Source organism: Anabaena catenula FACHB-362 (assembly GCF_014698735.1).
Lineage (GTDB): Bacteria > Cyanobacteriota > Cyanobacteriia > Cyanobacteriales > Nostocaceae > Anabaena > Anabaena variabilis_A.
Window position 1 is genome coordinate 111,415 of the sequence record NZ_JACJTQ010000009.1, and the last position, 14,112, is coordinate 125,526.

Sequence of the window (14,112 nt, forward strand, 5' to 3'; positions counted from 1 at the left end):
ATCTGTTAACTTTTAGTCAAATTTAATACCCCGGTACTCATGAAAGAAACTGTCCTAGAGGTTCGCAATCTACAAGTTGAATTTTCCGGTGATGGCAGCAAAGTTAATGCTGTAGATGGTATCACCTTTGAATTAAATCGAGGTGAGACTCTAGGAATAGTAGGAGAATCGGGGAGTGGTAAATCAGTTACAGCCCTAGCTGTCATGGGTTTGTTGCAGTATCCCGGTAGGGTGAGTGGGGGACAGATTTGGTTTCGTCCCCAGGAGAATGCCCAACCCATCGATTTATTGGCTTTACCTCCTCAGGAAATGCAGCTGTACCGGGGTGGTGATATCGCCATGATTTTTCAAGAACCGATGACTTCACTCAACCCGGTTTATGATATTGGGTTTCAGCTGACGGAAGCAATTATGCGCCATCAGAATGTGAGTGCAACGGAAGCGCGAAGAATAGCGATCGCTCTTTTACAAGAAGTTAAACTTTTATCTAGTGATGAAGAAATTCAGCAGCGGTATCTTCATAAGTCGCAGCCAAATAGCTTCCAACTAGCGCAGTTAGTACAAGAACATAAAGCAGCGATGCTGGAACGCTATCCTCATGAACTTTCCGGAGGACAGTTACAACGGGTGATGATTGCAATGGCTATTTCCTGTAACCCATCACTGTTAATTGCTGATGAACCCACCACAGCTTTAGATGTGACGGTACAAGCAACAATTATTGACTTGATGCGGGAATTACAGCAAAGCCGCGATATGGGCATAATTTTCATCAGCCATGACTTGGGGTTAGTTTCGGAAATCGCTGACCAAGTTGCGGTGATGTATAAAGGTAAAATTGTCGAATATGGTGCAGCAGAGCAAATTTTTACTAGTCCCCAACATCCATATACTAAGGGACTTGTAGCTTGTCGTCCCAACTTGGAACGCCGTCCCCAAAAATTGTTGACTGTTTCTGACTATATGAATGCAGAGGAAGATGCAACCGGAAAGGTAGTCATTCATGCCAAAGAACCAGCACAACCACGGGATATCACCAGTGGAGAGATTAACCAAAGATTGACAAATCTCACCGCCCAAAAACCCCTGCTGGAAATTCGCAATTTGACAGTTGGCTTCCCGGTGCGGGGGGTATTAAGTGGGACAAAACCCTACAATATGGCTGTAAATTCTGTTTCTTTTGATGTGTATCCAGGAGAAACTCTGGGATTGGTGGGAGAATCGGGTTGTGGTAAAACCACTTTAGGCAGAACTTTGCTCAGATTAATCGCACCCATGAGCGGTAAGATTTTGTTTGATGGGCAGAATATTACTACCCTCAAAGGCGAAAAGTTGCAGAAATTGCGACGAGAAATGCAAATAGTTTTTCAAAATCCTTTTAGTTCTCTTGATCCCCGCATGAAGATTGGGGATGCCGTTATGGAACCGTTGTTAATTCACTCGGTGGGGAAGACAAAGCAACAACGGCGAGATCGGGCGGCGGAACTGTTAGAACGGGTGGGATTGAGGGCAGATGATCTGCAACGCTATCCTCATCAGTTTTCTGGTGGTCAACGTCAAAGGGTTTGTATTGCGCGGTCTTTGGCGTTAAATCCTAAATTTATTATTTGCGATGAGTCTGTTTCGGCACTGGATGTGTCAGTACAAGCCCAGGTGTTGAATTTGTTAAAAGAATTACAGCATGAGTTTCAACTTACTTATATATTTATTTCCCATGATTTAAGTGTGGTCAAATTTATGAGCGATCGCATTTTGGTGATGAATCAGGGGAAAATTGTGGAAGAAGGTACAGCTGAAAGTCTTTACCGCCAACCAAAAGAAGAATACACCCGAAAATTAATTGCGGCGATTCCTACAGGTAGTGCGGAAAGAATCAGGAATCGTCATTTACGGGCTTCCAAGTAAAAAAAATACCCCATCGTTTTGAGGACAGGGAGAGGAAAAGTTGTTTTGATTCTGTGAAATTGGATAATTTATTTTTTGGAGTTCCCTAAGGGGAATATCGCTCAAGCTTGGCTTGCGTCTGTTTATATTTACGTCAAGCCATAAAAAATAACCTCTATTAGCGATCGCAGCATTTCCAAAATGCCTTCGCGTAGCGTTCCGCAGGAAAGGTATCGCACTTGTCTATTTATATTTTATTTTTCAGCAAGTCAATTATATCCGTACTCCATTTAACTTGAAATCCACAATGATTATTTGTACCTGTGTAGGGCAGTATCACACTTAATCCCTTACCTAATATCGTGGGTTGCCACAGATTAGCAGCTTTATACTGCAACTGCATTTCTTGAAGTAGTTGGTTGACCTTAATAGGACTGATTTTCTTACCAGTGAGTTTTTCTAATTCTCTACCAATTTCTGTGGGAGTTAAGAATTGAGTTTGCACTATCATTGGATGTAACCTCTGTAACGTTAGTTAGAGGTTATAGTTTGGGAAATTCCCAAGGCAAGAATCAGTGAACAAAGGCTGGAAGTTTTGTATAATGCAGAAGCTATTTTTCATGAATCACAATAATTTACACAGAAAATAGAGGACAATATAGAAAAAGCATGGATGCAAAAGTATTTGATAGAATCTTTGCTAGAAAGTGGTCACTTGGTTAAAGCTCAAGAAATTTTGCAATTCCTAGATATTTTTATTCTGCCTATAAGCTATATTACTAAATTAGCATTAGCACTTGTTGAATCAAAATTAACAGTAGAAGCAGACTTAATTCTGAGCCAATATATTATTTATGAATTGAGCGAAAATGATTATTTGCGATTGGCAATATTGTTTGGTGAAATTACAGGATTTTTAAATAAAACTGGTGATAAAAAACAAGCCATAAAAACATTAAATATGGCTTATAAATTTGCTGAATTAATAGAAATTGATTGGGAAAAAAGAGCAGTTTTATAAGAAATAAATATAATTAGTGATGAACTAAATTTACAAGAAGAAGTTTTAACTCAAACTAATAATTCCATATCTGAGTATTATTATGATGATAATGGTTTTCAAAAATCACAAGAACAAAAAGATACACAATCAGAATTAGAACCTGATTCAAAAATAATGCGATTTTTTGAAAAATTACCATTATAGCCGTGGACAGGGTGGTTAGGACATCAATTGATAATGAAACTCCCACTACAAGAGGGTTCTACTCCTGACTCCTGCTATAAATGAAAAATTCCCATTAAATGGGATAAATGAGTTTTTTTCTGCTTTCTCAGAATTGCTATGTGATTTTGAAAAATTAGAATTAATGCTATCTGTAGAAGTTTTACGAGAAATAATCCGTATTGCTGGTTGGGTGAGTCCGCACTGGCAGGAAATTTATCAGATTTTTCCTGATATCAAAAGAAACTAATTTCAAAATCTGTTTTGTCTCTGAGTATAATGAATAATAACCTCTATTAGCAATTGTATTTGGTACTGCCTTAGAGGTTATTTTTAAGTATTTTATCGATTATTTAAAAAACATTTCCGCGTTTTTACTTCTCAGAAACTTCTATATTGTGCAACCAAACAACCAAATCATCTAAACTCGCAAAATCTAACAACACCTCAGTTAAATCTTCCAATTGTTCCAGAGATAACTTCTCTATCTGCATTTTTAGCTGACTAGGAACTTCCCCAAATCTTTTAGATAATAACCGCAGGATGAGATTTGCTTCTCCCTCCTGTTTACCTCTTTCTATACCTTGTTGCATACCTATTTCGGTAGCTTCTTCTCTTAGTTCTTGATACAAGCGAGTTTGCTCAAAAGTTATACCTAACATTGCTTCTATCTCCACACGACTTAAATGAGTAAACCTATAAGACATAATCGTGGTAATTATTTCCATTATCGCACGACTATCTGCTGCTTCTTGTAACTCCTGCTGACAACGGTTGACTAAATATCGCGCTGCTGCTGGTGCTTTGTCTTCCTTTAGTGTTGTCAACACCAACAAACCCACATCAAGGGGTAATTGCTCAATTTCTCCCAACTCATCCAAATATACTCGATGTACCTGTTCAGAACTCAAAACTGAGCGATAGGGGTGAATTTCTCCCTGTTCCATACTACGAGTCGGATAAATTACCACCGCTTGCCAATCTTGAAAACGCTCTCTATTTCGATAAAAATATAAAAATAACTCCCCAAACAAACGCTCATAAAGTTTCTCATCTTTCTGAAATTGCACCTCACAGAAATAAACCACCCCTGGTAATTCTGTTTCCGGTGGTAAAAACACCCCGTCAATTTCAAACTTTGGCTCTTTCACCGCTACAGAATCGAAGCGATAATTAGCCGCATTCGCTGGGGCATTTTTCAATAATTCAAAAAGTAGCGTTGGATATTTTTGAAATAAATAATAAAAAATTGAATCCCGCCGCATATAATCTAATTAATCCTAGCCACAAAAAATTCTCCTGTGGATGATTAGCACATACATCCATAGGAGAAATTGTACAACTTTTTTATTTATTTTCCAACTTTTTATTACTCCACAAATATCAGTTATTCAACTGTCACCGATTTTGCTAAATTCCTCGGTTGATCCACATCCAAACCCCGCCGCGCGGCAATATGATAAGCTAACAATTGCAATGGAATAACCGTGAGAATTGGGGAAAGAATTTCCTCGACTTCCGAAACAGGAATTAAATCATTAAAGATTTCCGCCGCTTCCCCATCTTTAACAGAAGTCACACCAATTAACCTTGCATCTCTAGCTTTTGCTTCCTGAGCATTAGAAATCACCTTTTCATATACAGTACCAGGAACTGCGATCGCAACTACAGGAACTTTCGCATCTAACAACGCAATTGGGCCATGCTTCATTTCCCCTGCTGGATATCCTTCGGCGTGAATATAACTGATTTCTTTTAATTTCAAAGCCCCTTCTAACGCAATTGGAAAATTAATTCCTCTCCCAATAAAGATAAAATCTTTCGTTTCTGCAAAATCATGTACCAAATGCTCAATATAACGTTCTTGAGTTTCTAAAATCGCTTCAATTTCCCCTGGTAGCTGACGTAAACCTGTGATAATTTCCTCCAATCTTGGGGAAGTAATCTCATGACGACGATAAGCCAAATCTAACGCCAAAGCATAAAACGCCATCAATTGCGCCACAAAAGTTTTCGTCGCTGCGACACCAATTTCAAGTCCCCCATGAGTATTGATAATATTCGCAACCATATTACCTAAACTACTTTCTGGGCGGTTAGTAATTCCCAAAAGTCGCGCTTGATACTTAGCTTCTTTTCCCTGTCGGCGTTCTTTTTCCATCGCTAAAGCTGCCAAAGTATCAGCAGTTTCTCCAGATTGAGTTACGCCAATAGTTAGAGTATTAGCCGTTAGTGGTGATGGTGCATAACGAAATTCAGAAGCATATTGTACCTGAGTGGGAATTCCCGCCAATTGTTCTAATAAGTATTTACCCACTAATGCAGCGTGCCAACTTGTACCACAGGCAACAATTTGAATTTGTTCTAAATCTGCGGACAATTCCGCTGGTAAACCCAATTTCACCGGTGATTGATCAGTTATTTGGGCATTATCTTCTGTTGAGAAATAAGCTTCTAAACAATCCCGCACTACTCCCGGTTGTTCATAGATTTCCTTGAGCATAAAATGCTTGAATCCCTGTTTTTCCACCATGATGGGATTCCAGTTCAGGGTGCGGGGATGCTTTTTCAAGCGATGTCCAGCAAAGTTATACACCTCCACCCCTAAAGGAGTCAAACGAGCAATTTCGCCGTTTTCTAGAGGCAATATAGCGCGGGTATAGGGGACAATTGCCGGGGTATCAGAAGCACAGAAAAACTCACCTTGTCCAAAACCAATGACTAACGGTGCTTGTTGGCGGACTACAATCAATTCATCAGGGTAGTCAGCAGAAATAGCCGCAACAGCAAAAGCTCCCTCTAATTTACTCACAGCTTCCCGCACTGCATCTAAAAAAACCGAAGCGGAAAGGGAATTTTCAGGAGAATGCTTTAAACACTCAGCAATTAGATGGGGGATTACCTCTGTATCTGTTTCTGAACGAAATTCATGTCCTAGCGCCTTCAGATGTTCCCGCAACTCGCGGTAATTCTCAATAATGCCATTTTGCACCACCGCTATCCGCAGCGCCGTATCCATATGTGGATGGGCGTTATGTTCTTCTGGTTTACCATGAGTTGCCCAGCGCGTGTGACCAATGCCAATTTGGGCAGGATTTTCGATTTGTTCTAGTTTAGAACGCAGGTTGAGCAATTTACCTTTAGCCCGCACACAATGAACGTCACCTTCCCAAATAGTGGCAATTCCCGCCGAGTCATAACCTCTGTACTCTAATTTTTCCAATCCAGCCAGTAGAATATCTGTCGCTGCTTGAGTGCCTATATATCCAACTATTCCGCACATTGCTTAAACCACTCCGCTTTCAGGATGTTTACCAGTTACCAGTTACCACTTACCAGTTATCAGTTCATTTGGTTGTGAATATCTCACCATCAGCCTAATAACTGTTCACGATTTACTGTTCACCGAATTTAATTAAGTATAGTTGTCAGCACAGAGTAGTCATCGGCAGCGAATAAAAATGAGCAACTTGCTCTCTTTAAAAGGCTTACAACAGCAATGGTTACTCGTTTTTAATTTTTAATCTTGAATTTTTAATCTTGAATTTTTAATTTCTTCAGAGCAACTGCACAGGCGGCGCTGCCACCCGCTATGAATGAAAGAAACAAAATTTTCTTGAGTACTTTATTCCCATCTTTACACCCCACACTCGTGACTCAGTACTCGGTACTCGGTACTGTTTCTTGAAAGTGCTGAGTTCTGAGAGAAGAAACAAGAATGCTTTTAGGTGACTTGCTTCTTATTTCTCCTTTTCTCAGCCCTCAGCACTAATTTACTGAGTTTTGTAAAATCCTCAGTACGCTAGACCCATACTGCGAGTTGTTTCAGCGCCCAGATAAACCCGGATGCTCAAAAAGTCGGTGGGGCAAGCTGTTTCACAACGTTTGCAGCCTACGCAGTCTTCTGTGCGGGGTGAAGATGCCACTTGAGCAGCTTTACAGCCATCCCAAGGAACCATCTCTAGAACGTCAGTGGGGCAAGCGCGGACGCATTGGGTGCAGCCGATGCAGGTATCGTAGATTTTTACGGTATGAGACATTGAAAAAACTGCTCCTTTCGAGTGTTCTTCTCTGCGAAGGAATCATAATCAAGGCATAGTTTACCGCAGTGCTGGATGGGCTGTAAGTAAAAGGCTACATAACTTCAAACTATTTAATAAGCTCTCTGAACAGTTTATGTGCCAAGATCGCCGCTATTCAGCTTTAATCAGCAACATAGGCATCAAGTGTTTACCCGACAGACTCTTTCCAAACATCGCAGATTGTAAAGATGTGTAAATCTCAAGTCAATTTCTCAGGGTTATCTATAGTACCTATAAATTGGTCGCTAGGGGATTTTCAAGTTCAGTCAGTTTGTTAAGAAGTATTAACTACTCAGCCACAATCTTAAATGATCTGGAATTGTAAACCAATGGTCAGATATCTGATCATCTCCTGACTAAATGCTCGCATATTCCCTTAGTAGGAGAGTTAAATTTGATATTTAATTAACGCCAAGATCAATATCTTCCTGAAATGTAAATTGGTTGCAAACAATAGTAAATCATTAATTATCATCCAACCTTAGTCAGCAATGGTAGACGATTGCGATACCATTTTTATAGTGTAAATCACATAATATAAACTTATTATGGAGCCAGACTCTTTGCCAACTGAGGTAATTCTGACAAATTCGTGTCAGTCTCTCGGTAGATTACAACTTGATTGGACACCCCAACCGGGAAATTATCTCGACTTGGAAGGTACAACTTACGCAGTTTTAGAGCGTCGTCATCGATACCACTATAAAGGAGGGCGCTACCGCCTACATAATATTGCTATTTACGTCCAAAAAGCTAAACGACCATCAGAAAAAAGTTTATTGCAGGGAAGGTGGGTAATTGGTGATGCCACCTGTAGCTATAATGCTCATTCAGAAATCATTCGCTGTGCAGTTAACCCAGAAGGCCCCTGTAAATCATGTCGGTTTTATGAAAACAGGGAACTCTTGACAGGGGGCTAAAGACACTGGGACGGGGAGAAAATGCAGAAAGACCCCCGACTGAAACTGTTTTTAATTTTTAATTGATCTCAATCACCAATCATTTCTCCCACTGTTAAGCGAGTTCCATTCACGAAATCCCATCCTGATTGAGGGCGTTTTCCAGTTAGCTGAACTTCTCTTAAAAGCAACAACCCTTCCCCAGTTTGTACAATTGCGCCGATTCCCTTAGCAATACTCACTACTTGTCCAGGAACGCCGGATATACTTGACAAATTAGGTATTTTATGTATTTTATCTTGTAATTCAGGTGGTAACTCGTGAATATAAGCAGAATCCAGGGGAACAGTGGCTGTGATTTTTAGTGCTTGGTTACGAAAGGTAGTTATGCAGTTAGGATAAAAGCCTCTAATTTGATTGTGTAACTGGATAGCAGTCTTTGACCAGTCCAAATTATAGTCTTGCTTTTGAATCAAAGATGCGTAAGTAGCTGCGGAATTATCTTGGGGAATGGGTTCAATTTCCTGACGTTCCAGTTTGAGTAGGGTTTCTACCAACAAATCCGCACCAATTATCTCTAGCTGATCAGCTAAAATTTGAGCATTATCTAGTAATTGAATAGGTATAGTTGCTTTTAAAAGCATATCTCCCGTATCCATGCCAGTATCCATTAACATGGTTGTAATCCCGGTTTCTTTCTCCCCGTGATACAGACACCACTGAATGGGAGCCGCTCCTCGATACTGAGGTAAAATCGAACCATGTACGTTGATACAACCCAACTTGGGCATCTTTAAGATTTTTTTAGACAAAATCTGTCCGTAGGCAACTACGACAAAAACATCTGCTTCTAATTGTTGAAGTTGGCTTAAAGTTTCAACATCTTTTTTCACTTTCTCTGGTTGCCATACTGAGAGGTTGTGAGCAGTAGCGAGTGCTTTTACTGGGGATGGTGTCAATTTATTCCCTCGCTCTCGGCGTTTATCTGGTTGGCTGACAACTGCTAAGACTTGAAATTCTGGGTGATCCAGTAATTTTTTGAGAGTGGGAACTGCAAACTGGGGAGTACCAAAAAAGACGACTTTCATTAGTTATGAGTCATTGGTGATTAGTCATTAGTCAATATTAAGTGCGTCATGAATCACTGACAACCGACTGCCCACAACTGACTAAATCCCAAGAGCGATGAAAAAAACGCAAAGCAATTTTGTTTTTTGGACATTAAATTTTAGTTGTTTGATGGTAAAGTGTTCATTATCGGTGCAACAAAAAGTTCCTTGATAGACTAAAATATTTTGGCAAACAGGTCAGATGAGATTAACTGTCTCTGCTGTTTAAAAGCATCAATATTTGGTTCTGCCTTATGGCTGGCCATTTAGCCATCTGATCATCCAATTAACTTGATAAGTTACCAAATTAGTTTTGCTTGTATTTGCGTGATGCCTGCGGCAAGCGTACCCCTCTGGGGAAGCAAGCTACACGTAGCGCCTTGCAGTAAATCTATCGCCATATTTACGAATAGATTTGCCATTTATGACTTTGGGTGGATGACAGTGATATTTTTGTTGATAATTTTGCGCCGACTATCCGAGATTCTCAAGGAACAAACCATCTTTTAGTGTTATCGGGGTCAGCGCTGTTATGGCAGCTTAATAAATAAGCAAACCTAAGTTTGATTAGTTTTAGCTTAAGCTGCTGTTAATAGTTTACTTAAATTTAGTCGCCATCTTTAGTAGTCCAAAGACGCAACTTATATTCTTTTTAGAGTCATCTATATTCGGTTTGGTTTGAGTATAGGCTAAAATTTCATGTATAGTCACGCACTAATTACTGAGTTTCTCAATAGTCAGTAGTTTTTTGCAACATTGTACAGAAAAATTACAGAGTTTGAAGATTATAAAGGTGTGAACGATGATACTGAAACTTTTGTAAAGTGATGCAAAATTTGAAGAGATTATCTCGTTAGAGCTTGTAGTTTGTTGTTATACATATAATATTCATAGCTTTTTCCTTGCTGTATAGACATTGCCCCTCACATAGCAACTGCCCCACCCCCTAGAGAGTCCACTCATGCTTAAACCCCTTTTGCTGTCAGGATGGTTCCGCGTACAACCATTTCTTAAGTACGTTGTTGTTGTGATACTCATTGCACCCTTTATAGGGGTATCTGTTTACTCTACCTCAGCGAAACAATCACAGGTAGCAAAAATTAATTCAGGACTTAAACTATCAGATTCAATGACCCAGGAGCAGGTTGTTGCAAAGGAACCTAATTTACAAGTAGGTCGAGTCAACTTCTTGGGTGCAAGATTAGAGTCTATGCTAGTCAACAAGCCTATAAGTGAGGAAAGGCAACTATTACTGGCTGATAAAATTGATTCTGGGGCTGGGAAAGCAAATAATCTGTCAAGCGGTGATGTGGCTGCTAGTGATATCTTGGCAGTAGTTAAAAAAGCTAATTTAGCAAAAGTTCCTGTTAGTCAAGCAGATTTAATCCAAAAATTAAAAGATGCGAAAGTTCAGGCTTTGCAAGGTGAAGGAGATTCTCTAGTCAGCAAGAGTATGGGGACTCAAGCATTAGCAACAACTAATATCACTTCCAGCATCAGAGAATCACAACCATCCTCAATCACAGAAATACCTGTAAATAGTCAGCCGGATGACTTGGAAGCCATACCAGATGATCCCATGGGCAGTCCACATCCGATCCCCTGGAAATGGATTATGATGACTCAGGAAGCTATTGGCGGAAAAGGGGGTTCTGGAGTGCGATACTATCGCAGTGTGCCAGTGGTTTCTCCCGATGGCAGGTATGCTGTTTATAGCCGTGTGCAACTAGAAGTCAACCCAGAAATGTACAACAGCCGAGTAACTAGCTTGTTGTTTATAGAAGATAAGCAAACCAAGAGTTTGCGAGTGATGGCTGCAACTTCTCAGCCTATAGATCCACTATTAAAACAGACGGTGGGATCAGAAGAAATCGATCATCAAGGCAAAATAGGGGTATTAGTTCCTGTCAGCTGGTCAGAAAAAGGCGATCGCTTTTTAGCCCGCAAGTTTGTAGGCATATTTAACACAGCCGATGTTACAGATCATGCATTGATTTGGGATCGTCAACAAAATCAGACTCAAACAGTTGCACCACCTCAAGAAGAAAATGAGCATGAAAAAATAGCAATATTATTAGGTTGGAGTAAAAAACAACCTGATCATGCGTTGTTCCGTACAGGTGAATTAGGTGCAGAAAATTGGCCTTTGGTGCAAGTGTCTAGTGATGGTAAAAGTGTAAATGTTTCCACAGATGGGGATCAACCTGTGACTTTTGGTGAAAGAGATCCCCAAGTTTGGGCTGAACCACAAGTTGCGTCCCGATAATTCGTAAATAATTAACAATATTAATTCCCGTTGTTGCTAAAGGTAAAAACGGGAAATTTTTATGTTCAGTCCTTCTCCCTTTAGCGCGCAATATATAGCAAGTGCCAAGGTGGTTAGAACAGTGTTGTTTGCTCAAAGCTTTGAAGCTACTGGTTTACTCTCAGGACTCAGCACAGAGATGTTTAATTTAAGATCACAAACTATTTGATTTTACACAATTAGCCTCCGAGACAACCAGCACAGCTGGTGTTGGTTCGCTGACATCAACCTCTGTATACGGCTCGAAATCTTGAGAGTTTTGTCCGAGAACTATTGCAGATAAAACAAAAGTCGCGCCAATGAGACTGCTTATACCAAGCTGTTCGCCAAGTAACCAAAACGAGAATATCGCTGCGAATATTGGCTCAAGTGTATAGAGTAAAGCCGCTTCTTCAGACCGAATCCATCGTTGAGCTAATGTTTGAAGCCAGGTGACAATGGCAGTGGCCACTAACCCTAGGTAAAGAATCACGCTCCAGTTCTCATTTATGGTATTAAACTCTTCGACTAATTGTGTGTTACTCCACAGTGCGCCTAGTATGGCAACTACAACCAATTGGACGCTAGTGAGCGATAAAGATGGATGACGGGGTGCTATTTGTTCTAGTATTAGAGTATAAATTGCATAAACAATGGCATCTACTAACATTAGCAAATCGCCAATTCCTAGTACTCCCTCTCCCCAAAATATTACGCCGATACCAAAAATAGCAAGTCCAGCAGACAGGAAGGTTTTTAACGGTAAGTGCTGACCCAAAAACAAGCCCAGTAAAGGTACTAAGATTGCACTTAGGCTAATAATAAATGCTGCCCGGTTAGCATGAATGCTCTCCAGAGCAATTGTTTCAATAGCTAGATAGGCAAAAAACAAGAGTCCCAGAAGTAAACCATCGCGTAGCATCAGCTTATTTAGACGACGCAAATTGACGCTAAAAAATATTGCTGCTACAGTGAATCTCATTGAAATTAATACACTGGGCGAAAGACTATTGACTGTGTTTTCGATGAGTGGGAAGGTTGAACCCCAAATGATGTTGATAATAACGAACAGTATTATTCCTTTAATACGCAAGTTATTTTGTGTAAATTGATGGGTATAAGTATCGAGACTGAAACCATCTGGCACCCAACGGCTGAATATCTTACTCAGAAACAATTTCATAAAGACTTTCTAAATCTCCCCTCAATAACGAGGAATGGGGGGGTTACTATTTTTATCAACATTTTTCTATTTTGAAAAATTAAGTTTTACTACATAAAGTAAATACTACCTTAACTATTCCCAATAGGGCTATCCATTACACGGATCTTTCTGAACATTTGGGAGAGTGATGCCTGCGGAGGGCTATAAAACTCCGACACCAATAGACATCTAACATTGTTCGCTGTTTCTTATTGATAGTCAGGTGACAGAACAGGGAACTTTTAATGGAGAACAGTGATAGAATGCAGCAATTTCATTCGTGTTCAAAACCTATTTAAATAGTAGTCCGTAAGTAATTATGCGTAAATCAGGTTTAATTCTAGCCATTGCTCCCATGATCTTTGCCCTCAGTGCTTGTAGTAGCGGTTCAGAAAAAACAGCAACCACAGCCAGTACCCCTGAAGCACAAGTCACACGCGATCGCTGGAATAGCATTAAAAGCCGTGGTAAGCTCATCTGTGGTGTGAGTGGGGAATTACCAGGATTTAGCTTTGTGGGGGCTGATGGTAAATATAGCGGTATTGATGTAGATGTTTGTCGTGCGATCGCAGCTGCTGTGTTTGACAATCCTGAAGCTGTAGAATACCGCAATCTTAATTCCAAAGAACGATTTACAGCTTTGCAAACCGGGGAAGTAGATATTCTCAGTCGTAACACTACCTGGACATTGAGTCGTGATACCTCCCAAGGTTTAGATTTTGCCCCCGTGGTTTTTTATGACGGTCAAGCCGTAATGGTTCGCAAAAATAGCGGCATCAAATCCCTAGCAGACCTCAAAGATAAAGCAATCTGTATCCAAACTGGTACTACTACGGAACAGAACTTAGCAGACCAAATGCGGAAACGGAATATAACCTATAAACCCGTTGTTTTTGAAGACGTTAATATTACCTTTGCGACCTATGCAGAAGGACGTTGTGACGCAATTACTACAGACCGTTCCGGCTTAGTTTCTCGACGCACAACTCTACCCAAACCAGACGATAACATCATTCTCAATGATGTTCTGTCCTCAGAACCCCTTGCACCAGCAGTTACTAAAGGAGATACTAAATGGGCAGATATCGTCAAGTGGACTGTTTATTCTTTAGTAAAAGCTGAAGAATTGGGAATTAATTCTCAGAATGTAGGCACGTTTACCACTAGTACTGACCCAGATATTAAACGTTTTTTAGGTACAGAAGGCAACCTTGGTGAAGGACTTGGCTTAACAAAAGATTTCGCAGCTAAAATAATTAAGCACGTTGGTAACTACGGTGAAATTTACGATCGCAATCTGGGAGCCAAAACAAAGCTTAATTTAGCTCGTGGTCAAAATCAACTTTGGTCAAAAGGCGGTTTACTCTATTCTCCCCCTTTTAGATGATAGAGAGTGGGAAAAGTAGAGAAGAATAATTTACCAAT

At 40.1% G+C, this 14,112-nt stretch carries 11 protein-coding genes; 5 read left to right on the top strand and 6 right to left on the bottom strand.

Annotated features, from left to right (window positions below; genetic code table 11):
• Nucleotides 1-39 precede the first annotated feature (39 nt).
• Entirely contained in the window at nt 40-1,905 is a 1,866-nt protein-coding gene (locus tag H6G68_RS08730) for an ABC transporter ATP-binding protein (RefSeq protein WP_190906274.1), read from the top strand.
• A 226-nt stretch (nt 1,906-2,131) separates the two neighbouring features.
• On the opposite strand, the gene H6G68_RS08735 is transcribed toward H6G68_RS08730, so the two are convergent.
• Complete coding sequence (locus H6G68_RS08735) at nt 2,132-2,395, bottom strand: hypothetical protein (RefSeq protein ID WP_190906275.1); 264 nt, start codon at nt 2,393-2,395, stop codon at nt 2,132-2,134.
• A 162-nt stretch (nt 2,396-2,557) separates the two neighbouring features.
• On the opposite strand from H6G68_RS08735, the gene H6G68_RS08740 reads away from it, so the two are divergent.
• Nucleotides 2,558-2,905 (top strand): hypothetical protein, encoded by a 348-nt coding sequence (locus tag H6G68_RS08740; RefSeq protein WP_190906276.1) that lies wholly within the window; start codon nt 2,558-2,560, stop codon nt 2,903-2,905.
• A gap of 578 nt (nt 2,906-3,483) precedes the next feature.
• Here H6G68_RS08740 and H6G68_RS08745 read toward each other — a convergent pair.
• The 3 genes from H6G68_RS08745 to psaC form a co-directional block, all read right to left on the bottom strand.
• A complete protein-coding gene (locus H6G68_RS08745; RefSeq protein WP_190906277.1) occupies nt 3,484-4,374 on the bottom strand; it encodes an Rpn family recombination-promoting nuclease/putative transposase in 891 nt (296 codons plus the stop codon).
• 122 nt (nt 4,375-4,496) lie between these two features.
• Nucleotides 4,497-6,392 carry a glutamine--fructose-6-phosphate transaminase (isomerizing) gene (gene glmS / locus H6G68_RS08750; protein WP_190906278.1) on the bottom strand — a complete coding sequence of 632 codons (1,896 nt, stop codon included), beginning with the start codon at nt 6,390-6,392 and terminating at the stop codon, nt 4,497-4,499.
• A gap of 511 nt (nt 6,393-6,903) precedes the next feature.
• Nucleotides 6,904-7,149 (bottom strand): photosystem I iron-sulfur center protein PsaC, encoded by a 246-nt coding sequence (gene psaC / locus H6G68_RS08755; RefSeq protein WP_010997613.1) that lies wholly within the window; start codon nt 7,147-7,149, stop codon nt 6,904-6,906.
• Between the two features lie 590 nt (nt 7,150-7,739).
• Between psaC and H6G68_RS08760 the strand changes: the two genes are divergently transcribed.
• A complete protein-coding gene (locus tag H6G68_RS08760) occupies nt 7,740-8,111 on the top strand; it encodes a DUF6464 family protein (protein ID WP_127052016.1) in 372 nt (123 codons plus the stop codon).
• Nucleotides 8,112-8,179: 68 nt separating this feature from the next.
• On the opposite strand, the gene fmt is transcribed toward H6G68_RS08760, so the two are convergent.
• Entirely contained in the window at nt 8,180-9,178 is a 999-nt protein-coding gene (gene fmt, locus H6G68_RS08765) for a methionyl-tRNA formyltransferase (protein ID WP_190906279.1), read from the bottom strand.
• A gap of 982 nt (nt 9,179-10,160) precedes the next feature.
• Here fmt and H6G68_RS08770 point away from each other — a divergent pair.
• Entirely contained in the window at nt 10,161-11,465 is a 1,305-nt protein-coding gene (locus tag H6G68_RS08770) for a hypothetical protein (protein ID WP_190906280.1), read from the top strand.
• Nucleotides 11,466-11,658: 193 nt separating this feature from the next.
• Here the strand turns inward: H6G68_RS08770 and H6G68_RS08775 are convergent, their stop codons facing one another.
• Nucleotides 11,659-12,630 (bottom strand): DMT family transporter, encoded by a 972-nt coding sequence (locus H6G68_RS08775; protein ID WP_339327849.1) that lies wholly within the window; start codon nt 12,628-12,630, stop codon nt 11,659-11,661.
• 376 nt (nt 12,631-13,006) lie between these two features.
• Here H6G68_RS08775 and H6G68_RS08780 point away from each other — a divergent pair, with 376 nt between their 5' ends.
• Complete coding sequence (locus tag H6G68_RS08780; protein WP_190906282.1) at nt 13,007-14,074, top strand: amino acid ABC transporter substrate-binding protein; 1,068 nt, start codon at nt 13,007-13,009, stop codon at nt 14,072-14,074.
• Nucleotides 14,075-14,112: the final 38 nt, after the last annotated feature.